25 protein-coding genes, 1 other RNA gene and 1 pseudogene are annotated in these 24937 nt (G+C 48.8%); 18 read left to right on the forward strand and 9 right to left on the reverse strand.

What is annotated here, in order from left to right:
- Positions 1 to 133 precede the first annotated feature (133 nt).
- The 3 genes from LVQ79_RS15430 to LVQ79_RS15440 all read left to right on the forward strand — a co-directional run bounded on the left by LVQ79_RS15430 (position 134) and on the right by LVQ79_RS15440 (position 2087).
- The gene (locus LVQ79_RS15430; protein ID WP_064515925.1) at positions 134 to 526 is read left to right on the forward strand and encodes a DoxX family protein; all 393 of its coding nucleotides are present in this window, start codon (positions 134 to 136) and stop codon (positions 524 to 526) included.
- Between the two features lie 79 nt (positions 527 to 605).
- Positions 606 to 1598: a glutathione S-transferase family protein gene (locus LVQ79_RS15435; protein ID WP_232865619.1), complete on the forward strand. Its 993-nt coding sequence runs from the start codon at positions 606 to 608 to the stop codon at positions 1596 to 1598.
- A 105-nt stretch (positions 1599 to 1703) separates the two neighbouring features.
- Positions 1704 to 2087 carry a DUF805 domain-containing protein gene (locus tag LVQ79_RS15440; protein WP_151993985.1) on the forward strand — a complete coding sequence of 128 codons (384 nt, stop codon included), beginning with the start codon at positions 1704 to 1706 and terminating at the stop codon, positions 2085 to 2087.
- Positions 2088 to 2149: 62 nt separating this feature from the next.
- Here the strand turns inward: LVQ79_RS15440 and LVQ79_RS15445 are convergent, their stop codons facing one another.
- Positions 2150 to 3040 (reverse strand): LysR family transcriptional regulator, encoded by an 891-nt coding sequence (locus LVQ79_RS15445; protein WP_034461321.1) that lies wholly within the window; start codon positions 3038 to 3040, stop codon positions 2150 to 2152.
- 106 nt (positions 3041 to 3146) lie between these two features.
- Here LVQ79_RS15445 and LVQ79_RS15450 point away from each other — a divergent pair, with 106 nt between their 5' ends.
- Together LVQ79_RS15450 and LVQ79_RS15455 are read left to right on the forward strand one after the other, a co-directional pair.
- Complete coding sequence (locus LVQ79_RS15450; protein ID WP_232865620.1) at positions 3147 to 3848, forward strand: pirin family protein; 702 nt, start codon at positions 3147 to 3149, stop codon at positions 3846 to 3848.
- A 33-nt stretch (positions 3849 to 3881) separates the two neighbouring features.
- A complete protein-coding gene (locus tag LVQ79_RS15455) occupies positions 3882 to 4061 on the forward strand; it encodes a protein YhaL (protein WP_232865621.1) in 180 nt (59 codons plus the stop codon).
- A gap of 35 nt (positions 4062 to 4096) precedes the next feature.
- On the opposite strand, the gene LVQ79_RS15460 is transcribed toward LVQ79_RS15455, so the two are convergent.
- From LVQ79_RS15460 to LVQ79_RS15485, 6 genes are all read right to left on the reverse strand, one after another.
- Positions 4097 to 5194 carry an AAA family ATPase gene (locus tag LVQ79_RS15460; RefSeq protein ID WP_232865622.1) on the reverse strand — a complete coding sequence of 366 codons (1098 nt, stop codon included), beginning with the start codon at positions 5192 to 5194 and terminating at the stop codon, positions 4097 to 4099.
- Between the two features lie 226 nt (positions 5195 to 5420).
- An RNA gene (gene rnpB, locus LVQ79_RS15465) (RNase P RNA component class A) lies at positions 5421 to 5799 on the reverse strand.
- 42 nt (positions 5800 to 5841) lie between these two features.
- Positions 5842 to 6987 (reverse strand): glycerate 2-kinase, encoded by a 1146-nt coding sequence (gene garK, locus LVQ79_RS15470; protein ID WP_232865623.1) that lies wholly within the window; start codon positions 6985 to 6987, stop codon positions 5842 to 5844.
- Between the two features lie 59 nt (positions 6988 to 7046).
- On the reverse strand, positions 7047 to 7937 hold the full coding sequence (gene garR / locus LVQ79_RS15475; RefSeq protein ID WP_232865624.1) for a 2-hydroxy-3-oxopropionate reductase: 891 nt from the start codon (positions 7935 to 7937) through the stop codon (positions 7047 to 7049).
- A 27-nt stretch (positions 7938 to 7964) separates the two neighbouring features.
- On the reverse strand, positions 7965 to 8735 hold the full coding sequence (gene garL, locus LVQ79_RS15480) for a 2-dehydro-3-deoxyglucarate aldolase (RefSeq protein WP_232865625.1): 771 nt from the start codon (positions 8733 to 8735) through the stop codon (positions 7965 to 7967).
- A 37-nt stretch (positions 8736 to 8772) separates the two neighbouring features.
- Complete coding sequence (locus tag LVQ79_RS15485) at positions 8773 to 10104, reverse strand: MFS transporter (RefSeq protein WP_232865626.1); 1332 nt, start codon at positions 10102 to 10104, stop codon at positions 8773 to 8775.
- A 400-nt stretch (positions 10105 to 10504) separates the two neighbouring features.
- Between LVQ79_RS15485 and garD the strand changes: the two genes are divergently transcribed.
- On the forward strand, positions 10505 to 12076 hold the full coding sequence (gene garD, locus LVQ79_RS15490) for a galactarate dehydratase (protein WP_232865627.1): 1572 nt from the start codon (positions 10505 to 10507) through the stop codon (positions 12074 to 12076).
- Positions 12077 to 12222: 146 nt separating this feature from the next.
- Here garD and LVQ79_RS15495 read toward each other — a convergent pair whose 3' ends face one another.
- Positions 12223 to 13152: a LysR family transcriptional regulator gene (locus tag LVQ79_RS15495; protein ID WP_232865628.1), complete on the reverse strand. Its 930-nt coding sequence runs from the start codon at positions 13150 to 13152 to the stop codon at positions 12223 to 12225.
- A 132-nt stretch (positions 13153 to 13284) separates the two neighbouring features.
- On the opposite strand from LVQ79_RS15495, the gene LVQ79_RS15500 reads away from it, so the two are divergent.
- The 3 genes from LVQ79_RS15500 (at position 13285) to LVQ79_RS15510 (ending at position 16828) form a co-directional block, all read left to right on the forward strand.
- Positions 13285 to 14679 (forward strand): MFS transporter, encoded by a 1395-nt coding sequence (locus LVQ79_RS15500; RefSeq protein ID WP_232865629.1) that lies wholly within the window; start codon positions 13285 to 13287, stop codon positions 14677 to 14679.
- Between the two features lie 294 nt (positions 14680 to 14973).
- Positions 14974 to 15765, forward strand: coding sequence for a nuclease-related domain-containing protein (locus LVQ79_RS15505; RefSeq protein ID WP_232865630.1), 792 nt, complete (start codon positions 14974 to 14976; stop codon positions 15763 to 15765).
- Complete coding sequence (locus LVQ79_RS15510) at positions 15674 to 16828, forward strand: DEAD/DEAH box helicase (RefSeq protein WP_232865631.1); 1155 nt, start codon at positions 15674 to 15676, stop codon at positions 16826 to 16828. The genes LVQ79_RS15505 and LVQ79_RS15510 overlap by 92 nt, the downstream gene beginning before the upstream one ends.
- Before the next feature lie 182 nt (positions 16829 to 17010).
- Here LVQ79_RS15510 and LVQ79_RS15515 read toward each other — a convergent pair whose 3' ends face one another.
- Entirely contained in the window at positions 17011 to 17820 is an 810-nt protein-coding gene (locus tag LVQ79_RS15515) for a DeoR family transcriptional regulator (RefSeq protein ID WP_232865632.1), read from the reverse strand.
- Between the two features lie 251 nt (positions 17821 to 18071).
- Here LVQ79_RS15515 and kbaZ point away from each other — a divergent pair, with 251 nt between their 5' ends.
- From kbaZ to agaD, 9 genes and pseudogenes are all read left to right on the forward strand, one after another.
- Positions 18072 to 19364 carry a tagatose-bisphosphate aldolase subunit KbaZ gene (gene kbaZ, locus LVQ79_RS15520; RefSeq protein ID WP_232865633.1) on the forward strand — a complete coding sequence of 431 codons (1293 nt, stop codon included), beginning with the start codon at positions 18072 to 18074 and terminating at the stop codon, positions 19362 to 19364.
- Positions 19365 to 19391: 27 nt separating this feature from the next.
- Positions 19392 to 19454: pseudogene (locus LVQ79_RS15525) on the forward strand (PTS N-acetylgalactosamine transporter subunit IIB); the annotation flags it as partial.
- Between the two features lie 174 nt (positions 19455 to 19628).
- Complete coding sequence (gene agaF, locus LVQ79_RS15530) at positions 19629 to 20063, forward strand: PTS galactosamine/N-acetylgalactosamine transporter subunit IIA (RefSeq protein WP_232865634.1); 435 nt, start codon at positions 19629 to 19631, stop codon at positions 20061 to 20063.
- A 25-nt stretch (positions 20064 to 20088) separates the two neighbouring features.
- Positions 20089 to 20256, forward strand: coding sequence for an amidohydrolase family protein (locus tag LVQ79_RS15535; protein ID WP_370639860.1), 168 nt, complete (start codon positions 20089 to 20091; stop codon positions 20254 to 20256).
- A gap of 303 nt (positions 20257 to 20559) precedes the next feature.
- The gene (locus LVQ79_RS15540; protein ID WP_232865635.1) at positions 20560 to 21714 is read left to right on the forward strand and encodes an SIS domain-containing protein; all 1155 of its coding nucleotides are present in this window, start codon (positions 20560 to 20562) and stop codon (positions 21712 to 21714) included.
- 12 nt (positions 21715 to 21726) lie between these two features.
- Positions 21727 to 22599, forward strand: coding sequence for a tagatose-bisphosphate aldolase subunit KbaY (gene kbaY, locus LVQ79_RS15545; RefSeq protein ID WP_232865636.1), 873 nt, complete (start codon positions 21727 to 21729; stop codon positions 22597 to 22599).
- 184 nt (positions 22600 to 22783) lie between these two features.
- The gene (gene agaB, locus LVQ79_RS15550; protein ID WP_232865637.1) at positions 22784 to 23260 is read left to right on the forward strand and encodes a PTS galactosamine transporter subunit IIB; all 477 of its coding nucleotides are present in this window, start codon (positions 22784 to 22786) and stop codon (positions 23258 to 23260) included.
- 56 nt (positions 23261 to 23316) lie between these two features.
- Positions 23317 to 24120 (forward strand): PTS galactosamine transporter subunit IIC, encoded by an 804-nt coding sequence (gene agaC / locus LVQ79_RS15555; protein ID WP_232865638.1) that lies wholly within the window; start codon positions 23317 to 23319, stop codon positions 24118 to 24120.
- Positions 24110 to 24901 (forward strand): PTS galactosamine transporter subunit IID, encoded by a 792-nt coding sequence (agaD, locus tag LVQ79_RS15560; RefSeq protein WP_064540490.1) that lies wholly within the window; start codon positions 24110 to 24112, stop codon positions 24899 to 24901. The genes agaC and agaD overlap by 11 nt, the downstream gene beginning before the upstream one ends.
- The last annotated feature ends 36 nt before the right edge of the window (positions 24902 to 24937 follow it).

The raw sequence follows: 24937 nt of genomic DNA on the forward strand, positions 1-24937 counted from the left end.
TCCTTGCTAACAATCCCTTAACGTCACGTCTATTATCCTCCCCATCAACCGCAGTCACCGGTAACTACCGGAAACTGCAAAGACAAACATCCCTGGGCTGATAGCACCCACAAGAGATTCGCTGGAGAGTAAAATGAAAAAATTAGATGATGCAGGTGTTCTGTTAGCTCGTGTCCTGATGCCGATTCTGTTCATCGTTGCAGGTTGGGGCAAAATTAACGGTTATGCCGGCACTCAACAATATATGGAAGCGATGGGTGTTCCTGGGTTCTTATTGCCATTGACCATTCTGCTTGAGTTTGGCGGCGGCCTGGCGATTCTGTTCGGTTTCTTTACTCGTACCACCGCAATTATCACTGCAGTGTTCACGATTCTGACAGCGTTCTTGTTCCACGGTGATTTCAGCCAGGGCATGAACTCAACCATGTTTATGAAGAACTTCACCATCGCCGGTGGTTACCTGTTACTGGCTATCTTCGGACCAGGTGCATACAGCATCGACCGTATTCTGAAGAAAAACTGGTAAGGCTTCTATACTGATTAGAAGTAAAAGCGAAGGTTAATACCTTCGCTTTTTTGTTTTTAAGGCTCACGAGGAGAATGAAATGGGACAATTAATTGATGGCGTCTGGCACGATGTCTGGTACGACACCAAATCCACTGGCGGCAGTTTCAAACGCTCAGAGTCAGCGTTTCGCAGCTGGCTGACGGCGGATGGTGAACCCGGCCCAACCGGTAAAGGTGGTTTTGCTGCCGAGAAAGATCGCTACCATCTCTATGTTTCCCTCGCCTGCCCATGGGCTCATCGCACATTAATCATGCGTGCGTTAAAAGGCCTCGAATCATTAATCTCTGTTTCTGTGGTTCACCCGCTCATGTTGCAGGATGGCTGGACGTTTGATGATAACTTCCCAAACGCTACCGGTGATGGCTTATATCAGCATGAATATCTTTATCAGCTCTATTTACAAGCTGACTCTGATTACACCGGGCGCGTTACCGTACCTGTTTTATGGGATAAGAAAACGCAGACTATCGTCAGCAACGAATCCGCTGAAATCATCCGTATGCTCAATATCGCGTTTGATGCGCAGGGTGCTCGCGCTGGGGATTATTACCCGACTGCATTACGTAGCCAGATTGATGAGCTAAATAGCTGGATTTACGACAGCATTAATAACGGCGTTTATAAAGCAGGCTTTGCTACCTCTCAAGAAGCTTACGATGAAGCCGTCACCAAAGTATTCGAGTCACTGGCACGCGTTGAGCAGATCCTCGGGCAGCATCGATATTTAACCGGCGACCAGCTTACCGAAGCGGATATTCGTTTGTGGACCACACTGGTACGTTTCGACCCGGTCTATGTCACCCACTTCAAATGCGATAAACATCGTATTAGTGATTACCTGAATGTGTACGGATTCTTGCGTGATATCTACCAAATGCCGGGCATCGCTGAAACTGTCGACTTCGGGCATATCCGCCACCACTACTACCGCAGCCACAAAACCATTAACCCTACCGGGATTATTTCCATTGGCCCCGCTCAGGATTTGAATGAGCCTCACGGGCGCGACGAACGGTTTAACAAGGGTTGATAAAATTCATATGAACTATGATTTACGTAAAATCTATTCACGGCTATTCTTGAAATAGATCGCTTACAGATCAAGTGATTGATAAAAAATCAAGGCGGGCTACAAATGGATTGGTATTTCAAAGTTTTAAAAAATTATCTTGGCTTTAGTGGACGTGCACGTCGCAAAGAGTTCTGGATGTTCATCCTGGTCAACCTTGTGCTCACCGTGGTTTTAAGCATTCTGGATAAGATGTTAGGGCTACGGATTGCGGGGGATGAAGGTCTGCTGACGACGGTTTACGGCGTACTGATTTTCCTGCCTTACTGGGCCGTACAGTTTCGACGCCTACACGATACTGACCGTTCAGCCTGGTGGCTGTTACTGCTGTTAATACCGTTGGTGGGCTGGTTGATTATTCTGGCGTTTAATTGCCAGAACGGCACGCCAGGCGAAAATGAGTACGGCGCGGATCCAAAACGCCTGGATGCACGATTCGTTAGTGAATAATAATTTATACCCAACAAACTCACTTAAAAAGGGTGGAGCAGCGCAAAAGCTGCCCACTCTTTTCATTTCAATAATTTTGGAATTTCACGCAAGCACCAGGCTTTTGCTTCGCCCATGCTATCGCGTCGCCACGCCATGATAATGTCAATTTCATTGGTGTATTCAGGGCTCACCACACGTAGCCGTCCTTCAGCAATATCCTGCTCGACCATCGGATAAGGCATCGTCGCTACACCCAACCCGGCCAGTAATGCCTGGCGCTTATCTTCCATGCTACTTACTGTAAGACGCGGCTGTTTATCCAGTAGCTGCACGGTCAGCACAGGACGTTCCCGTGCGGTATCAGCGACCGCGATACCGCGATACTTCACGCGCGTCACCTCGGATAGCGGCTCCGGTTCATTATGAATCGGGTGATCTGGTGCTGCGACATAAACGCTCATCACCTTATATAACTTGCGTGAGTTAATCTCAGATGAAGAACGGAAATGCATATCCGGAGCAATCACAATATCCGCCCGACCTTGCTCTAAACGCTCCCATGAACCGGCCAGTACTTCAGTAATAATCGACAGCTGCGTGTCAGCTTTACCGGCAAGTTTTTCCACCAGCGGATACAGCTTCGCCGTCGGCACCAGAGCCTCTGTAACAATAGTAAGATGCGTTTCCCAACCACGTGCCAGTGCTTCGGCGTCAGTGGTAAGTTTTTCAGCCGCTTCGAGCAAAACTCGCCCGCGCTCGAGCAACATCCGCCCGACATTAGTAAATTTTGTACGATGTCCTGAACGGTCAAACAGCACGACATCCAGTTCTTCTTCCAGCTTCTGCATGGTGTAACTCAGTGCCGACGGCACTCGCCCCAACTCATCAGCAGCAGCGGCAAAACTCCCACGCCTATCAATTGCGTCCATGACCCGCAATGCCTCTAGCGTCAATGCTCTCTCTTTAGCCATCTCGTTCTCATTCAGGAAATTTGAACATACCAAGCAGATTAACTGGCTAACAATGCAGCGTCCAGAGCTTTACCATGGGTACAGTGTAAAAAGAGGTCAAGAAATTATGATTACGCCAAGAACTGCCAAACAATGCGGGAAAGCGGACTATGGATGGCTCCAGGCCCGCTATACGTTTTCCTTCGGTCACTATTTCGACCCGAAATTGTTGGGCTATGCTTCGTTGCGCGTACTCAACCAGGAAGTGTTAGCCCCGGGGGCGTCATTCCAGCCACGCACCTATCCGAAGGTTGATATTCTCAATTTGATTCTGGAAGGCGAAGCGGAATACCGTGACAGCGAGGGCAACCACGTTCAGGCTAAAGCCGGGGAAGCACTGCTCATTTCCACCCAACCAGGGCTGAGTTACAGCGAGCATAACCTGAGTAAAGAGCACTCTCTGACGCGCATGCAGCTATGGCTTGATGCTTGCCCGGAGCGCGAAAATCCGCTGGTTCAGAAAATCACGCTTACAGATGGGTCAAAACAATTACTGGCCTCCCCGGATGGCAGTAAAGAGAGCTTACAACTGCGCCAACAAGTATGGATTCATCAGATTGAACTGGAGAAAGGCCAGCAGTTGAGCTTCCAGTTGCATGGGCCGCGAGCTTATTTACAATCAATTCACGGTACGGTTCACGCTGTAACGTCTGCTGAAGAAAAAGAAGGGCTTACCTGTGGTGACGGCGCTTTTATCCGTGACGAGGCTAACATTACGCTGGTCGCAGATACCCCATTGCGAGCATTGCTGATAGATTTACCGGTCTGACCAGTGTCGACAATGGATAAACAGGAGTCATCAGTGAGTAAGAAATCAACAGCAAAACGAAACGAGAAGAAAGTACTACAACCTGCTGTTGCAGCAACTGTTGTGGCAACGAATCCGCAAGCTGAAATGAGCTATGACGATATGCTGACCGAGCTGGAAGCGATTGTTAGCGAAGCTGATTTACGTCTGGCAGAAGAAGAAGGCACTCTCTAATCTCCTTCCCCGGCTAGCACCGGGGAATTTTCCCCTCAGGAAAGACGGTTTACAAAAGTTTCCCCATTCTCAATCCCCAACTGATAAAGCGTAAACGGCGTATGTTTTTCAATAAATGTGGCCAATTCTGGCGAATGGCTGGTGAGCCAGATTTGTGTGTAACGACTCGCTTCTGCAATCAGGCGAGCCAACGCGGGTAACATCTGTGGATGCAGGCTATTTTCAGGTTCATTCAATGCAATAAAGCGCGGTGGACGTGGGCTAAGTAACGCCACAGTCAGGCACAAAAATCGTAATGTCCCATCAGAAAACTCAGCCGACTCCAGCGGGCGGTTAATCCCCTGCCGGTGCATCATCATCTGAAAACGCCCGTTACTGTTATCACAGAAAAATGTGCATTCAGGGAAGGCTTCACCCAGCACCTCAAACAGTAACTCGCTATCACCAATTTCAACGATGGTCTGGAACGCGGCGGCCAGGTTTAGCCCATCACCCGCTAACACTGGCGAACGATAACCAACCTGCGGCAAGCGCAACCCGGCTCCTTTCGTGATATCGAACTCATGGTAGAAACGCCAGTTACATAGCGTTTCGCGGGCGCTGGAAACTTCGGGATAAAGGTGTGGCTCGCCAAGTTGGCCGAACAACGATTCGTTCTCGTAGAGCGTGGCGGCGTGCGTGACTTTCTCACCGTTAACATCGTTGAGAAAAACAGCCTGGTTGCGACGATGCATAATTGACGAAGAAGGTCGGCGGCGAAAACCACTCAGCCAGATTTGCTCTTCTTTTACGATAGGATCGAGATCGAACATCGTGGGGTACGGTAATTTGTCCGGGAAGCCGACCTGCAATTCATATTCAAAATCGTCGGTATCTACTGCAAGCGTCATACGCCGTGGCGCACTGGCATACCCTTTGGCGCGGGAGCCTGCCCACATAACCTTTTGGATACCACCTTCATCAGACAGCCAGTGTGACAACTGCCCCATCGCCGCGCCGTGGATCAAATGGATTGCTTTATAGATATTGGATTTCCCGCAGCCATTTGGACCGAAAACCACGTTCAGCCGCCCCAAATCGATGGAAAGTTTGCGCACTGAGCGGTAGTTGTCGATGTAGATGGATTTGATCATGGCGGCGTGGAATCCGGTGATGGCAGGAGTCGTATTATGGCAATTGTTCTATATATGCCCTAAATAATTCAAGTTACATCGCGGCGGCAAGAGAACAAGTCCCGATGAGCTTACTCCAGTAAGCGATTTGGGCGAGTGAGCGTAGCCAACAAAGAGGCAGCGCGAAGTATGACGGGTATAAACAAAACGCCCGCACAGTTTTCACTGTGCGGGCGTTTTGTTGAATGGTTGAAGCTGACCGATAAGCCGGGTTCTGTCGTGGACAGTCATTCATCTAGGCCAGCAATCGCTCACTGGCTCAAGCAGCCTACCCGGGTTCAGTACGGGCCGTACCTTATGAACCCCTATTTGGCCTTGCTCCGGGTGGAGTTTACCGTGCCGCGAACTGTTACCAGACGCGCGGTGCGCTCTTACCGCACCCTTTCACCCTTACCTGATCCCGCTTGCGCGGGCCATCGGCGGTTTGCTCTCTGTTGCACTGGTCGTGGGTTACCCCCCCAGGCGTTACCTGGCACCCTGCCCTATGGAGCCCGGACTTTCCTCCCCTCCGCCCGTCTCCTTCCGAAGAAGGACGACGACGAAGCGGCGACTGTCTGGTCAGCTTCGGCGCGGATTATAGAGGGTTTGCCCCTCCATGTCACGCATGCTTAACGAGTGATGTTCATCCCAATCTCAACGGTTGCCGCAATATCACGCGAAGCACGGTAAATATTATCGAACGCATTTTTCAGCGCTTCTTCCAGTGTGCCGATACTATTGAGCACGCTAAACACGGCATCAATGCCGTACTGATGAACAATAGCAACATCACTGGTCAGCGAACCGGCAATCCCAATCACGGGTTTGTGGTACTTTTTGGCGACCGCAGCCACGCCCACCGGGACTTTGCCGCGGATACTCTGACTGTCCATACGCCCTTCACCAGTCACCACCAGCGAACAATCGTGAATATGTTCTTCAAGGCGCAGAGCTTCAGTCACTATCTCGACTCCACTACGCAATTCCGCGCCGAGAAACGCCATCAATGCCGCGCCCATGCCGCCCGCCGCACCCGCTCCGGGGGCATTTTTCACATCGATGCGTAAATCTTTTTTAATCACATCAGCAAAGTGAGCAAGATTAGCGTCCAGCTCAAGAATCATCGCTTCATCGGCCCCTTTTTGTGGCCCGAACACACGTGAAGCACCGTTGTCACCAATTAATGGATTCGTCACATCACAGGCAACGTTAATCACGCAGTCAGCCAAACGGCTGTCGAGACCTGACATATCAATGCTGTTCAGGCTCATTAAACTGCCACCACCGTGACTAATTTCTTTACCGACTGCATCAGACAGTTTCGCGCCCAGCGCCTGCACCATGCCCGCTCCACCGTCGTTAGTTGCGCTGCCACCGATGCCGATAATAATGTTGCGCGCACCGTTATCCAGAGCCCGTAAGATCAGCTCACCAGTACCGTGCGAAGTCGTAATTAGAGGATTGCGGTTCACGATTGGCACCAGTGCAAGCCCACTGGCTTCAGCCATTTCGATAAACGCGGTTTTACCGTCACCGGACATACCCCAATATGCTGTAACTGGCTCGCCCAGCGGCCCGGTCACCGTAGTGGTGATTTTCTTGCCTTGTGTTGCACTGATCATGGCATCGACCGTACCTTCCCCGCCATCCGCAACCGGGACCGATATATATTCCGCATCAGGAAATATTTCGCGGAAACCTTTTTCAATGGCCTTAGCCACATCAACCGCCGAGAGGCTTTCTTTATAAGAGTCGGGTGCGATTACGATTTTCATAATGTGTCCATGCCAAAAAAGTGCCGAGAAAATCGGGCACCGAAAGGTGCCCATCTCTTTTATTTGCTGACTTCTACTTTCGCCAGTTTTTCGTAGTAACACGCAATGGCGCTGTGGTCATCGTTACCGTGGCCATCTGCACGCAGCGCTTGCATCATTTCCATTACGGCGGCGGTCAGTGGCAATTGAGCGCCCACACCGTGAGAAGTATCCAGCGCGTTTGCCAGATCTTTGATGTGCAGGTCGATGCGGAAACCTGGCTTGAAGTTGCGATCCAGCACCATTGGCGCTTTTGCTTCCAGAACGGTGCTGCCCGCCAGGCCGCCACGAATCGCCTGGAATACCAGTTCAGGATTCACGCCCGCTTTGGTTGCCAGTACCAGCGCTTCAGACATCGCAGCAATGTTCAAAGCTACAATCACCTGATTTGCCAGTTTGGTGACGTTGCCCGCACCGATATCACCGGTGTGCACCACGGAACCGGCCATGGATTTCAGCAGGTCGTAATACTTGTCGAAAATTACTTTGTCGCCGCCAACCATCACAGACAACGTGCCTTCGATCGCTTTTGGCTCGCCGCCGCTCACCGGCGCATCCAGCATATCGATGCCTTTTGCTTTCAGCGCTTCGCTGATTTCGCGGCTCGCCAGCGGAGCGATGGAACTCATGTCGATAACCACAGTGCCTGGCTTCGCGCCTTCAATAATGCCGTTCTCACCCAACGCCACTTCTTTCACGTGTGGGGAGTTTGGCAGCATGGTGATAATCACATCGCACTGCTCGGCGATATCTTTCGGTGTTGCAGCAGTTTCTGCACCGGCGGTGATAAGTTCAGCAATCACCTCGGGATTACGGTCGGCAACCACCAGGGAATAACCGGCTTTGATGAGGTTTTTACTCATTGGTTTGCCCATGATGCCCAGGCCAATAAACCCAACTTTCAGTGTCATAATTCAGTCTCTCTCTTTAGGTGGTAGTTATTTTTTAAAAGAATCAGCCAGTTTCTGTGTTGCCGCGCGGAAGCAACCTAAGTCGCTACCGACGGCGACAAAGGTCGCACCCCATTCCATATAACGGCGCGCATCGGCTTCAGCTGGTGCCAGAATGCCGGCTGGTTTACCGTGCGCTTTAGCGCGAGCAAAGATGTGTTTGATGCATTGCTGCACGTCCGGGTGTGAAGCATTACCCAGATGGCCTAATGCCGCAGCCAGGTCGCTTGGCCCAACGAAAATGCCATCCACACCGTCGGTTGTAGCGATGGCATCAACGTTATCCACGCCCTGCTGGCTTTCGATTTGCACCAGAATCGTGATGTTCTTGTTGGACTGCGCGAAGTAATCCGGCACGGTGCCAAACATATTGGCGCGGTGTGAAACGGACACGCCACGAATCCCTTCAGGTGGATAGCGGGTTGAAGAGACCGCCAGCACCGCCTCTTCCTGAGTCTCAACAAACGGAATCAGGAAGTTATAGAAACCGATATCCAGCAGGCGCTTGATGATCACCGGGTCGTTGGTCGGTGCGCGAACTACAGCGGCACTTTCACTGCCTTTTAACGCCATCAATTGCGGAATAAAAGTGGAGATATCGTTTGGCGCATGTTCGCCATCCAGCACAATCCAGTCGAACCCGGCCAGGCCCAGCACTTCGGTGCTGATTGGGTTTGCCAGCGCAGACCAGCAACCTATTTGAATCTGATTTGCCGCCAGCGCCGCTTTGAATTTATTGGGGAAAACATTGGTATTCATCTTTTGCCCTTATTTATCAGGTTATCTGTTGCGTTAATTACTTCTGCAATTCCATACGTTTAATGTCACCAACTACGAACAGATAACAAACCATTGCCATCAGCGCCGAACAGCCTACGAAGATCAGCGCTGCATTAAAGGAGTGAAGTTCAGAAACCAGGTAACCAATCACCAGTGGAGTCACGATAGAAGCAACGTTACCGAACACGTTGAACACAGCACCACACAGACCAACCATCTCTTTTGGTGCGGTGTCGGCAATAACCGGCCAGCCCAGCGCGCCAAAACCTTTACCGAAGAAAGCGAATGCCATCAGGGTGATAACCAGAGCCGTGCTTTCGGTGTAGTTACAAAGAATGATGGTTGAAGCAAGCAGCATCCCGAGAACAATCGGTATCTTACGAGCAACGGTCAGTGAGTAACCGCGCTTGATTAACGAATCAGAGAATACGCCACCCAACACACCACCTGCGAAGCCACACAGCGCCGGGATTGAAGCAACCATCCCTACTTTCAGGATCGACATGCCTTTATCTTGCACCAGGTAAATCGGGAACCAGGTCAGGAAGAACCAGGTAATGGTGTTAATGAAGTACTGACCGAAGAACACGCCCAGCATCATACGGTTAGTCAGTAACTGTTTGATGTAATGCAGTTTTGGCCCTTCTACCACTGCGCCTGGCTTTTTGTGGTCCATATCAACCACTGCGCCACCTGCGGTAATGTAGTCCAGTTCTTCTTTAGACATACGCGGGTGGTCAGTTGGGTTATGGATAAACTTCACCCACAGGAAAGTCAGCACGAAACCGATGCCGCCCATCACGGTAAATACATGCTCCCAACCCCACGCAAAGGTCAGCCAGCCGAGTAACGGAGAGAACAGCGCCAGGGAGAAATACTGTGCGGAGTTAAAAATCGCTGATGCTGTGCCGCGTTCTTTTGTCGGGAACCAGGCCGCCACAATACGGGCGTTTGCCGGGAACGATGGTGCTTCCGAGAATCCGAGCATAAAACGCATGATAAACATGGAGATACCCGCATATGCCAGCGGCACCATATCAACAAAGCCTTGCATGAACGTAAACAGAGACCAGAAGAACAGACTGTAGGTGTAAACCTTCTTCGAGCCGTAGCGGTCAAGCAGCCAGCCGCCAGGGATTTGCATCAGCAGGTACGCCCAACCAAATGCGGAGAAAATATAGCCCATTGAGATGGCACTGAGCTGTAATTCTTTAGCAACTTCAGTACCCGCAATAGAGAGTGTGGCGCGATCGGCGTAGTTAATCGTCGTCACAATAAAGATAATTAATAATATTAAGTATCGGGTGTGCTTCCCTTTTTTTGCTTCCACAGCTGTATCTAACATCATTTTCTACATCCTCTGTTGCGGGTACTTAATTCAAGGATTTTTTATTTATTTGAAAGCGATATTTCACAAATATATTTCGGGATAATACCGCTAACTGAAATTAACCTGGTGTTTGTCATTCGCAACACAGTATAGCCAGCACAGAACGAATGGACATTAGGCATATGCACAATAGATAACATTTAAAAAGCCAAATAGTTAAACTTATGCACATCTTTGTGGGGCGTATTGCACAGATTTGTCGATTGCCTACCCTCTGGCATCAAGCGTCACAATATAAAGTGATCAACGTCACATTTTTATTTCCCACGTCCTGACATTCTTTATTTAGCTTGTGAGACAATCACGATTAGAAAAATATTTAATTAACATTCAGTGTTGATTCTGGAGAATAGCGACAATGTCAAATATAGAAATTAAACAACAACCACCGGGGTCGTTTTATATAAAGGTTCATGAGACAGATAATGTCGCTATTATTGTTAATGATAATGGGCTGAAAGCTGGCACCCGTTTTCCGGATGGGTTAGAACTTATCGAACATATCCCGCAAGGGCACAAAGCAGCACTGGTTGATATTCCGGCACATGGCGAAATTGTTCGTTATGGCGAAGTGATTGGCTACGCGGTACGTGATATTCCACGCGGTAGCTGGATTGACGAATCATTAGTGGAATTGCCAAAAGCGCCACCGCTCCACACTTTGCCATTAGCCACGAAAGTACCTGAGCCACTGCCGCCACTGGAAGGTTATACTTTTGAAGGTTATCGCAACGCTGACGGCAGCGTCGGCACCAAAAACCTGCTAGGCATCACCACCAGCGTTCACTGCGTCGCGGGCGTGGTCGATTACGTCATCAAAATTATTGAACGTGATTTGCTGCCGCGCTACCCGAACGTTGACGGCGTGGTCGGCCTCAATCACCTGTACGGTTGCGGTGTGGCGATCAACGCCCCTGCGGCAGTCATTCCTATTCGCACCATCCATAACATCTCTCTGAATCCGAACTTTGGCGGTGAGATTATGGTCATCGGCCTGGGTTGCGAAAAATTGCAGCCAGAGCGCCTGCTGGAAGGCACCGATGACGTGCAGTCGATTAATGTTGGCGATGCCAGCATTGTGCGTCTGCAAGATGAACACCACGTCGGCTTTAAATCGATGGTCGATGACATTCTCAACGTTGCTGAGCGCCATCTGGTCAAACTGAACCAACGCCAACGCGAAACTTGCCCGGCGTCTGATCTGGTTGTCGGTATGCAGTGTGGCGGCAGCGATGCGTTCTCCGGCGTAACCGCGAACCCAGCTGTGGGCTACGCTTCTGACCTGCTGGTGCGTTGTGGTGCAACGGTGATGTTCTCTGAAGTTACCGAAGTACGTGATGCTATTCACCTGCTAACACCGCGTGCCATCAACGAAGAAGTGGGTAAGCGCCTGCTCGAAGAGATGGAATGGTACGACAACTATCTTGATATGGGTAAAACAGACCGTAGCGCTAACCCGTCGCCTGGCAACAAAAAAGGTGGCCTGGCAAACGTGGTGGAAAAAGCACTCGGTTCAATTGCTAAATCAGGCCAAAGCGCCATTGTTGAGGTGCTTTCCCCAGGGCAGCGTCCAACCAAACGCGGCCTGATTTTCGCCGCAACACCGGCGAGCGATTTCGTTTGCGGCACCCAACAGGTGGCATCCGGCATCACGGTGCAAGTGTTCACGACCGGTCGCGGTACGCCATACGGTTTGTTGGCAGTTCCGGTGATTAAAATGGCCACCCGTACCGCACTGGCCAACCGTTGGTATGACTTAATGGATATCAACGCGGGCACTATCGCCACCGGTGAAGCGACCATTGAGGACGTCGGCTGGGAGTTGTTCAAATTTATTCTTGATGTGGCGAGTGGCCGTAAGAAAACGTTCTCGGATCAGTGGGGATTGCATAACGCGCTCGCCGTTTTCAACCCAGCACCAGTGACCTGATACCCATCATACTTCAAGCTGCAGATGCGTTGGCTGCACCCGTGCGCCCCGGTCACATAGTTTACTATGCTCCCGGGGTCTTACGGCTTGGCCGCCTTTCTGCAACTCGAATTATTTTGGGTATTCTTATTACGGCAATGATTGCCTCACCCTGGCACTTTCTCGCGGCAAACCTTCAACACTAACTGCCGTAGCCAGCGATGTGCCGGGTCTGCTTCCGAGCGCGGATGCCACATTAAAGACACCGTAATCTCATTGGTTTTCACCGGCAGCTCAAAAACATAAAGCCTCGCCTCCCCTGAATTGCCATTCAACCCCGGCTGGTTCAGCAGGAATGTAGCTGGCACCAACGCCACTAAATCCGATGCCTGAGCCACCGCAATCGCCGCGGGAAACCCCGGCACCATTGCCGCAATTTTGCGTTGTAAATTCATCTCTGTCAGCAGCACATCAACCGGTCCAGTTCCTCGTTCATGACGGGAAACCACCACATGCCCCAAATCGGCATACTTCGCAGCAGTAATATCATCCTCTTGCTCAAGCGAGTGGCCTTTTCGTACCACGCCGACAAACTTATCCCGATAAAGCGCCGTTAATCGTATTTCTGGTCCCATCTCTCCAGGTACACCGATCTCAAGATCAATTAAACCTTCACGCAGATACTTTGCTGTTTTCTCTGGTTTGGGCATAAAGCGCAGTTGGACCAACGGCGCAACGGCGGCTACCGCAGCAATCAACGCAGCACCGAATATCTCAATAAATCCGGCGTTAGTACGCAGGGTAAAACTGCGCTCAAGTGTTGCAAGATTAAAAGCATCCGATGACGGGCGCAGTATCGCTCGGGCTTCAAAGACGGCATTTTGCGTGCGCTCGCGGATTTCTTCCGCATAAGGAGTCAGCACCATATTACGCCCAGCCCGCACCAGTAGCGGATCGCCAGTGGTGTCGCGCAGGCGGCTTAGTGTTCGGCTCATTGCCGAGGCACTTAACCCCAGACGACGCGCAGCCCCTGCCACACTTCCTTCGGCCAGAAGCACATCAAGAGCAATAAGTAAGTTCAGATCGGGTTCAGTCATAAACTCAATAGTAGCGCGCGCGTTGAAATGAGAGAAGGCGTTTGGTGCAGGTTATTAATGCAAATGCTGCGCCTTCCGCCTTATCTCCAGTGCAGCTATATTTCTGGCACACCCAAGCGAGAGAATTAAAAAATGGCACTATTTTCCGACCAGCCAGGCGATGAAGGTTTGCCTGGCCGTGAGCGCGGCTTAGCGATGGCCGCCGTCATGACCATGACGACCATGGCCGTGTTTGACGGCTCGATGATCAACATTGCCTTGCCGCAAATCGCCCGCTCACTCGATGCTTCATTGGGTGCCACAGTCTGGGTTTCCAACGGATATTTATTATCAGCGGCGATGACACTGGCGATATTTGCCGCCCTGTCCAGCCGCATCGGATTTCGCTCGATTTTCGCCTTCGGTCTTGGCCTTTTCACGTTGGCCTCTGTGGGATGTGCGCTCTCATCCTCACTGGATATGTTAGTTATCATGCGGGTTTTGCAGGGTATTGGTGGTGCGGCAACATTAAGTATTGGCCCGGCGATACTGCGCTCAGTTTTTCCCAATCGCCTGTTGGGGCGAATACTTGGCCTCAATGCTCTGCTGATTGGCACTAGCACTGCCATCGCGCCGATTCTGGGAGGCACGATTCTTTCCACGTTGAGCTGGCAATGGTTGTTTGCGATTAATATTCCGCTGGGCATTATCGCTTTATTACTCACGCTGCGTGTTATTCCCAATAACCCGGCGTTAAAACGCGAACCATTCGATTATGCCGGAGCCTTACTTTCGGCAGTTGCGTTAGGCGCATTGATTATGGCCGCAGATGCATTTACCCATCCCGGCAACGGCGACCTGACCACTGCGGTGATTTTCGCGAGCATCGCGATTCTCACCGGCCTTGCATTTATCTGGGTTCAGCAGCGCGTGACTAAGCCATTGCTTCCGCTCAATATCTTTGCCTCTTCACGGTTCTCCTTGGCAGCACTCACTTCGCTGGCCTCCTTTGTCAGCCAGGGCATCACGTTCATTGCCCTGCCGTTTCTGTTTCAGAGCGTTTACGGTTACAGCGCACTGGTTTCAGCACTGCTTTTCACGCCATGGCCCATCGGGATTATTCTGGCGGCACCTCATGCCGGACGCCTTGCAGACCGATATTCAGCCGCAATAATCTCAACAGCAGGGCTGTGTATCTTCGCCATTGGCCTGACATTGCTGGCTATGCTTCCGGAACACGCTCAAGCGTGGGATATCTGTTTGCGCAGTTTGATTTGCGGGATAGGTTTTGGCTGTTTTCAAAGTCCAAACAACAAAGAAATGTTGTCCAATGCCTCGCGGGAAAACAGCGGATATGCATCCGGTGTTCTGGCAATCATGCGCACCTTCGGGCAGTGCCTGGGCGCCGCGTTTGTCGGTGTGATGATGTCGATTTATGCGCAAAACAGCGCCGTGCATTTCAGCTTGTGGATGGCGGTGGTTGCGACGGTGTTAGCTATTGCGCTGAGCGTGAGTCGACTGCGGGGATATAAGTTGTCGCAGGCTTAGGTAAAAATGCCATCCACTACGTTAACAATTAAAACTATTTCTACCGCCATTTCTACCGCCAGGGTGGTGGAAGAAATGGCGATCTAACCGCTGGCACATTTGTTTAATTTGTGGTGAAGATCTGGAGTGGAGAAACGCCGATGGATCCCCACAAGAAAACCTAAAATTAATATATCGTTACTTCCATATGTTGTTTTTATGATCTACCTCCTGATATTCCTTTTTTCTTCTGAAAGAACTCCACATTTGCTTATAATGATTTACTTTCAGGATGTTACAACCCAAAGGAATAGTATGGCCAAGTTAATTCCCTCTCTAAGTAGTTGCTCAGGAAAAATAACATCTGGAGAAAAAAGACTCGGCAGGAAACTGGAGTCCACTCTTTCCGATAATTGTCTCTGTTGGTATGACGTATGGGTAGGCAGTAAAACGCAGAAGCGCTATCCAGATTTTATTGTGCTCAATCCCGACAGGGGGATGTTCTTTTTGGAGGTGAAGGACTGGAAAATTGACAATATCAAAGAGATAGACAAGCTAACGGTAAAGTATTTACGTAATGAACGTTTAGAGTCCTATGGCAATCCCTTAGAACAAGTCAGGCAATACGCTTATACAGCTATTAATACACTTGCCTCAGATAATCAGCTTGTTTTCCAGGAAGGGAAATACGCAGGAAAGCCACTATTCCCTTATGGTTATGCCGTGTTTTTCAGCTTTATAACCCGTAAGCAACTGGATGCGGCTTTAACAATTGAGGAGCAAAATAATGTATTGCCTCCTCACATGATTATTTGCAGTGATGAAATTAATGACCCTGCATTATTAGCAACAAAACTTTGGAATAATCTGCCATATTCACTTAAGGATAGTTTATCAACAGAGCAAGTTGATCGTATGCGTTGGCATATTTATCCTGAAGTGCGACTTAACCACTCCCAAATGGATTTACTTGAAGATTCAGCTCTTTCCTCAAGTACCCGTTCAGGTTGCGGAAATGACGAAAGTGATGTCTATCCATCAAGAAGACTTAGCCAGAAGCATGGGGAATGGACATCGAATTATTCATGGTGTTGCAGGATCGGGTAAAACAGTAATATTACTTTATCGTTGTTTATATCTTGCTGAAGAATTAACGACGCCTATTTTAGTCGTCTGCTTCAATGTCACATTGGCAGCTAGTCTGAGGGGAAGGATTACTGCAGCCGGATTAGGTAACCGAGTTGAAATAGTGCATTTTCATGGCTGGTGCAAAAACCAATTCTCGAAAGCTAATTTAAAATCGGACCCAAGCAGAAAAGCCTATGAGCAGCATGTCGAAGATGTAATTGCAGAGGTTGACCGTGGTGGTATTCCAACTCAGCAATATGGTGCCATTCTCATTGATGAAGGCCATGACTTCAAGCCTGAATGGTTATCCCTGTTATCGAAAATGACAGATGCAGAAAATGGGCATTTACTCTTCCTTTATGATGATGCTCAAACTATTTATCAGAAAAGTGGCACGCTTGATTTTTCGCTGGCAAGTGTAGGGATTCAGGCGAAAGGAAGAACACAAATCCTTCGTATAAACTATCGCAACACCAGAGAGATATTATCCTTCGCCTATAACTTTGCTGGTGCCCACTTAAAAAGCAAAAATGAAGGCGAACATTGTTTTATAGATCCAGAAACCGCAGGTACCACAGGTGAGCCACCTGAGCTTCAGATTTTTTCATCTCAAATAGAGGAAGGAAAATATGTTGTTCAATGGATCAAATCCCAAAAAGAAAAACTTAAATCATGGAACGATATTGCCATTATTTGCACAACCCATCAGGATGGGGATTATTTTGAAAGAGTACTTAAGGAAAATGATATTCCTCATGCACATCTCAGGGACTCAAACAGCAAGAAAAATTACAATCCAGTAAGCGATGTCATTTGCATTGTCACGATTCAGAGCAGCAAAGGACTTGAATTTAAAGCTGTAGCAATGGTGGGTTCCAGCCATATGACTGGTAAAGATGAAGATCTCACCGATCATGTTCGCAGATTGTATGTCGGTTTCACCCGCGCAACTAAAAATCTCCTTGTAACAATGCATGAGAAAAATAGCCTCAGTCAATTGATTGAAGATGGCTTTGAATTATGTGAAGACATGGATAATTAGATACAAATAAGAGGTATAAATCGAAGTGCGGTGCCGGCGGTTATTAACGATTTTTCATCATATGCCGTATATTAACAATATTCAGAGCTGCATTAGTATGCAGCCTGAATAACTGGAGAAATTGTTAATAAAATCAGTTAGTTTCCATTCCCATGCTCATCGCCCCCTAACCCGATTAGCTTTTATTCCCCAACCAATACCACTTCAATGCCGCCTTTACGCAGACCATTCAGGCTCTCTTCAGGAATACCTGCATCCGTGATAACCATATGAATGCGTTGGGTATCAATGATTTTATGCAGGCTGGAGCGATTAAATTTACTGGAGTCCGTGACCACGATAATACGCTCGGCCACTTCACACATCCGGCGGTTTAGACGCGCTTCATCTTCGTTATGGGTACTAACACCGCGCTCAAGATCGATGGCATCAACGCCCAGAAACAGCATGTCGAAGTGGTAGTTTTGCAAAGATTGATCGGCCTGATCGCCATAAAATGACAACGACTGGCGGCGCAGGTGCCCACCGGTCATCAGTAACTCCACCCCTTCAGCTTCAAGCAGCGCATTCGCCACGTTCATGCCGTTGGTCATCGCAATCACTTCCTTATGGTGGCGCATATAACGCGCAATCTCATAAGTGGTGGTACCTGAGTCAAGAATGACGCGATGGCCTGGTTTGATGAGATCCGCCGCTGCAAGCGCAATGCTGCGCTTGAGCGAAGTATTCAGAGAGCTTTTATCCTCAACGGTCGGTTCAACCGCAGCAGTTCCCGAATCGCAAACTAGCGCCCCGCCATAAGCTCGCACCGCAACGCCCTGCTTTTCCAGAAAAGCCAGATCGTTACGGATCGTCACCGTCGAGACACCAAAAAATGATGATAGATCATTAACCTGCACGCTTCCTTGTTGACGAAGACGCTGAATGATCTGCTCACGCCTTTCACTTGTACCTGTTACACGCTTGTCCGTTGCTGCGTCGGTATTATTCATACATGATCCTTTCATAAAACCTTTCGTTTCATTTCACTTCGTCTATTAACACCTTTCTTTTCACGGAAAGCAAGCCTTTACATCGCGTGCTGCATTCACTGCCATTGTGTCAAATAGCCTTTCATTATGTTTCTTTTGCGAAACAGATCTCAATTCCATTATCTTTCGTTTTGTTTTTATCGCACGATACACCACTATTAAATGAAACAAATCGAAAGACAAACAGATAGCCAACCCATACGGAGAGGAAAGTGAAACATTTAACCGCGTTTGTGGCCGACCATAAACAGGATTCACGATGTGGCATTTTTGCCGTTTGTTCTGCTCACCCGTTAGTTCTCGAAGCGGCGATGCGCCATAGCCGGGACGAAAAATCTCTCTTATTAATAGAAGCAACGTCCAATCAGGTCGATCAACACGGCGGCTATACCGGAATGACACCGGAAGACTTCCGTGGTTTTGTCGAACAAATGGCAGATAAATACCACTTCCCACGGGAGCAACTCATTCTGGGGGGCGATCACCTGGGTCCGAACCGTTGGCAGGCTCTGCCCGCAGAAGAAGCCATGCGTAACGCGGACGAGCTCATCCGTTGCTATGTCGCGGCAGGTTTCAAAAAGATCCACCTGGATTGCAGCATGTCTTGCGCAGATGACCCGGTTCCGTTGACTGATACCATTGTTGCCATGCGTGCCGCCCGGCTGGCAAAGATTGCAGAACAAACCTGTATTGAGAAATTTGGTGCTTCCGATTTGGTATACGTTATCGGCACTGAAGTTCCAGTCCCTGGTGGCGCGCACGAAACGCTGGCAGAACTCGCTGTCACTACACCACAGGCTGCAAAAACAACGCTCGAAGCCCATCGCCATGCGTTTGAATTACAAGGTTTGAGTGACTTGTGGCCACGCATTATCGGGCTGGTTGTCCAGCCAGGTGTGGAATTCGACCACACGCAGGTTATTGACTACCAACCTGAGAAATCACTTTTCTTAAGCCAGATGATTGAAGCTTTCGACACCATGGTGTTTGAAGCGCATTCCACCGATTACCAGACGCCACAGGCATTGCAGCAACTGGTACAAAACCACTTTGCGATTCTGAAAGTCGGACCAGCGCTGACCTTTGCACTGCGTGAAGCACTGTTTTCATTAGCCGCTATCGAGCGCGAATTACGCCCGGCACATAAATGCTCCGGGCTTCGAGATGTTCTTGAAAGCGTGATGCTTGAACACCCTGAATACTGGAAACACCATTATCACGGCAATGACAGCGACCGCCGACTGGCGCGCGGTTACAGCTACTCGGATCGCATTCGCTATTACTGGCCGGATCATGACATTGATGAGGCGTATTCAGATCTTGTCACTAATTTGGCAGGTGAATTTATTCCTTTGCCATTGATCAGTCAGTATCTGCCTCTTCAGTACGCCAGGGTCCGTGAAGGAAAAATTTCAGCCACACCGCATGAGCTGATTATCGACCATATCCAGGACGTGTTGCACCAGTACCATTGCGCCTGCCAGAGCGCACAGCCAGCGAACTAAACCCAACATAATAAGAGGGGAAACAACATGCCAAACATTGTATTAAGCCGCATTGATGAGCGACTGAGCCACGGCCAGGTTGGTGTTCAATGTCGACCAGCTAATGCCCCCCTTCTTACCATTGGTTTATAATTTGTGCATGTCCGCGCTGGTTCGCGGCAGCTTGAGTGCTATACGTCTTATTGATTTTACGGTTGTGTTGGGCATTGTCGGAAAGTTTGCTCCCCTCCTATAAGTGATGACTTGTAAAAGAGAGAAAACAATATGTTAAGCATTATTCTTAGTGGCCACGGTGGCTTTGCCTCCGGGCTGGAAAAGGCGATGAAGCAGATTCTTGGCGAACAAGAGCAGTTTATTGCTATCGATTTCCCTGAAACCTCATCAACTGCAATACTCACATCACAGTTTGAAGACGCCATTGGCGCATTAGATGAAAGCGATGGGCTGGTGTTTTTAACCGATTTGCTTGGCGGTACACCGTTCCGCGTGGCTTCAACCCTGGCATTACAAAAACCTGGGCGTGAAGTGATTACTGGTATCAATCTGCAACTCCTGCTGGAAATGGCGCTAGAGCGCGAAGGCTTATCCAGCCAAGAGTTTCGTCTGCAAGCACTAGAGTGTGGTCATCGCGGATTAACCAGCCTGGTGGATGAAATGGGGCGCCACCGCGAAGCTGAGGCGGTAGAGGAAGGAATATGAGAACACGGTTGCAAGTCTGCCGCCCTTGAGTGAAGCCGCTGTTCACATGGCTTCACTACACCCCGCAAAATTACTGGGGTTAGATAGCAACCGAGGTTCACTCGCCGTGGGCAAAAGTGCCAATCTGCTTGCACTGAGCTCACAGCTTTTGCTGCACAGCATCTGGATTTACAGCCTACCGTCTCCTTTGTAGTTCTTTCATTACACCTCTCTTTTATCTGCCGTCACCTGATCGACAGACCTTTCTTTTCCTTTCTTTTTTAATTTATCAGCACTACCCTCTTTTATGTTAATACATATAAATCAACAGGTTGCATTAAACCAACCGTTCACTAGATCACATTTTTCGTTTTATTGTTTTTCTTGCATTGACCTTTCGTTTTCTTTTATATAAATTTTATTCAAGCATTAAATTGAGTAAATGAAACAAAACGAAAGATTGTCCTTTTCTGTTTTGTGCTACTTCCCATGATCTTGCACTGCTAAGGACTGAGTTATGAGCGAAACCCAATCTGCCTGTCTTTCCGGCACAACAACCTGGACTGAAAAAGAGATCCGTCAACAGCCAGAAAGCTGGATCCGATCGCTAAAAAATATCGATACGTTACGTAGCAACATCAACGCATTTCTTGAGCCTTTGCTGCAAAACACCTCACTGAAAATTATCCTGACGGGTGCAGGAACCTCCGCATTTATTGGCGAGATTATTACGCCGTGGTTATCACGCCACACCGGGAAAAACTTTGTTGCAGTCCCTACTACCGATCTCGTCACCAATCCGCTGGACTATTTAACGCCAGCTCAGCCCACATTGCTGGTTTCGTTTGCTCGTTCCGGCAATAGCCCGGAAAGCGTGGCTGCAGTGGATTTAGTTAACCAGGTCGTCAGTGACTGCTACCACCTGGTCATCACCTGCAATGAAGCCGGAAGCCTGTATCAAAACGCTCAGACAGGTAGCAATGCACTAGCGTTATTAATGCCCGCAGAAACTCACGACCGTGGCTTCGCCATGACCAGCAGTATCACCACCATGATGGCAAGCTGCCTGGCCGTGTTTGCACCGGATGTTATCAACAGTACCACTTTCCAGGATGTGGCTGACCGCTGTGAAGAAATCATTACTTCACAGGGTAATCTCAGCGAAAGCGTGTTTGGTGATTTGCCTTTCCGCCGGGTTGTCTACCTCGGCAGTGGCGGTTTGCAAGGTGTAGCGCGTGAATCCGCACTGAAAGTTATGGAACTCACGGCTGGAAAACTGGCGGCATTTTATGACTCCCCTACCGGGTTCCGCCATGGCCCTAAATCACTGGTAAACAAAGAAACGTTAGTTGTGGTCATGGTTTCAAGCCATCCATACACACGCCAGTATGACCTTGATTTGCTGGCTGAGTTGCACCGTGACCAACAAGCTCTTCGCATAGTCGCTATCTGCTCCTCACCTTGCGCGGAAGTGGAAAAAGGGCCACACATCTGGCTATCACCTTCCCGCGATTTCATCGACGTCGAGCAGGCTTTTTGTTTCCTGATGTATGCGCAGATTTTCGCGCTCACGGAATCAATCAAAGCCGGTATTACCCCTGATTCGCCTTCTGCCAGCGGCACGGTAAACCGTGTTGTGCAGGGTGTGATTATTCATCCGTGGAAAGGCTGAGAGGATAACAACATGAGTATTATTTCCACTAAATATCTTCTGCAGGATGCACAAGCTCGGGGTTATGCCGTTCCCGCATTCAATATTCACAACGCAGAAACTATTCAGGCAATTTTAGAAGTCTGCAAAGAAATGCAGTCACCGGTGATTCTTGCGGGTACCCCAGGTACCTTCAAACATATCGCTTTTGAAGAGATTTATGCATTATGCGAAGCCTATTCTGAAAGCTACGACATGCCACTGGCACTGCATCTTGATCACCATGAATCGCTCGCCGATATCAGCCACAAAGTAAATGCGGGGGTGCGTAGCGCTATGATCGACGGCAGCCATTTCCCACTTGCAGAAAATGTGCATCTGGTGAAATCAGTGGTTGATTTTTGCCACCGCCATGATTGCAGCGTGGAAGCAGAGCTAGGCCGCCTCGGCGGTGTGGAAGACGATATGGATGTCGACGAAGAAAGCGCCTTCCTGACCGACCCACAAGAAGCACGCCGTTTCGTCGAACTCACCGGTATCGATAGCCTCGCGGTTGCCATCGGCACGGCACACGGGCTTTATACCAAGCGCCCAAAAATTGATTTCCAGCGCCTGGCTGAAATTCGTGAAGTTGTGGATATTCCGCTGGTTCTGCATGGCGCAAGCGATGTGCCGGACGAATACGTCAGACGCGCCATCGAACTGGGTGTGTGCAAAGTAAATGTCGCAACCGAACTAAAAATCGCCTTTGCTGACGCGGTGAAAAAATGGTTTGCCGAGAATCCGGAAGGTAACGATCCCCGCTATTACATGCGCGTGGGAATGGATGCGATGAAAACTATTATCAGAAATAAAATTAATGTTTGTGGCTCTGCACATAAATATGCCACAGAAAATCCGAAATAATATATTTTTTTAATTGAACAAAACCGCCCATTATTTTAATTTGAAAACAATTAAATCCGTTTTTAATTAAACAATTATTACCGGGAGAAAAAATCTTTTTCATTCAATGAATTATGAAAAAAACAATAACTCAATAATATTCTTACGTAACATTAATGGAATAATCACGACAGGAATTTAACTTATGAGTAACCCAAACATTTTATTAACACGCATTGATAATCGACTGGTACATGGCCAGGTAGGTGTCACCTGGACATCCACCATTGGTGCAAACCTTCTTATCGTCGTTGATGATGAAACCGCAAACGATGATATCCAGCAAAAATTAATGGGAATGACAGCGGAAACTTACGGCTTTGGCATCCGCTTCTTTACCATTGAAAAGACGATAAATATTATTTCCAAAGCTGCGCCACATCAGAAAATATTTCTGATCTGCCGTACTCCCTCCACCGTTAGGAAGTTGGTTGAAGGTGGCGTCCTCCTCAAAGATGTCAACGTTGGGAATATGCATTTTTCTGAAGGGAAAAAACAGATCAGCAGCAAGGTTTACGTCGATGAACAAGACCTGGCAGATCTCCAGTTTATTCAGAAAAATCACGTCAATATTTTTATCCAGGATGTGCCTGGAGATCAGAAAGAAAATATTCCCGGATAATAAACGATTTTAACCATCGTTATTTACAGGGTTTTTATCTGGACGAGGAATTTTAAATGCATGAAATAACATTAATACAAGGGCTATCGCTTGCAGCCTTAGTTTTCTTCTTAGGGATAGATTTTTGGCTGGAAGCACTTTTTTTATTCCGGCCAATAATCGTCTGTACTTTAACGGGCGCGATTCTTGGTGATATCCATATTGGCCTGATTACTGGCGGTTTAACTGAACTGGCATTTGCGGGCCTCACGCCTGCAGGCGGTGTGCAACCTCCGAACCCCATCATGGCGGGGTTAATGACGACAGTAATTGCATTTTCTACCGGTGTTGACGCCAAAACTGCAATCGGCCTGGGCCTGCCATTCAGCCTACTCATGCAGTATGTCATTCTATTTTTCTATTCCGCATTCTCACTTTTTATGTCGAAAGCGGATAAACATGCCAGAGACGGTAATACTGCTGCATTCTCACGTCTAAACTGGACGACAACATTGATTGTCGCAAGCTCATACGCCGTGATTGCTTTTTTATGTACCTATCTTGCCCAGGGCGCGATGCAATCGCTGGTTAAGTCAATGCCCGTCTGGTTGACCCACGGTTTCGAAGTCGCTGGCGGAATACTACCGGCTGTCGGTTTTGGTCTCCTGTTGCGCGTGATGTTTAAAGCCAAATACATCCCTTACCTGATCGCCGGTTTCCTGTTTGTTTGCTACATCCAGGTAAGCAATTTGCTCCCTGTTGCGGTACTGGGTGCAGGCTTTGCCATCTATGAATTCTTCAGCGCCAAAGCCAAAAAACAATCTGAATTACAACAAGAAATGAAAACTCCTGAAGAAGAGGATTACAGCAATGGAATCTGAAATTACTAAAAAAGACATCACCCGCTTAGGTTTTCGCTCTTCTTTGCTACAAGCGAGTTTCAACTACGAAAGAATGCAGGCAGGCGGTTTTACCTGGGCCATGCTTCCGTTGCTGAAAAAAATCTATCGGGATGACAAAGAAGGCCTCAGTGCCGCCATGAAGGACAACCTGGAATTTATCAACACCCACCCAAACTTCGTTGGCTTTTTGATGGGGTTACTCATTTCGATGGAGGAAAAGGGGGAAAACCGTAGCACCATTAAAGGGTTGAAGGTTGCACTTTTTGGCCCTATTGCCGGGATTGGCGACGCCGTTTTCTGGTTTACCTTACTCCCTATTATGGCGGGGATTTGCTCTTCTTTCGCCAGCCAGGGCAACATTCTTGGCCCGATTCTATTTTTCATTGTCTATCTGGCTATCTTTTTCCTGCGTGTCGGCTGGACGCACATCGGCTATTCGGTGGGGGTAAAAGCCATTGATAAAGTGCGAGAAAACTCGCAGATGATAGCCAACTCCGCCACCATTTTGGGGATTACTGTTATCGGCGGGTTAATTGCCTCTTATGTGCATATTAACGTAGTGACCGCTTTCGCTATCGATGCCACTCATAGCGTCCATTTGCAGCAGGATTTCTTCGACAAAATATTCCCCAATATTTTGCCAATGGGCTACACCCTGCTGATGTACTACTTTCTGCGCGTGAAAAGAGCGCACCCAGTGTTACTGATTGGAGTGACATTTATTCTTTCTATTGCGGCTTCGGCTGCGGGAATTTTGTAACCTCACAGAGCGTGCGACGCACGCTCGTAATGGCAC

This window comes from Buttiauxella cochleicola (genome assembly GCF_021282405.1).
Lineage (GTDB): Bacteria > Pseudomonadota > Gammaproteobacteria > Enterobacterales > Enterobacteriaceae > Buttiauxella > Buttiauxella massiliensis.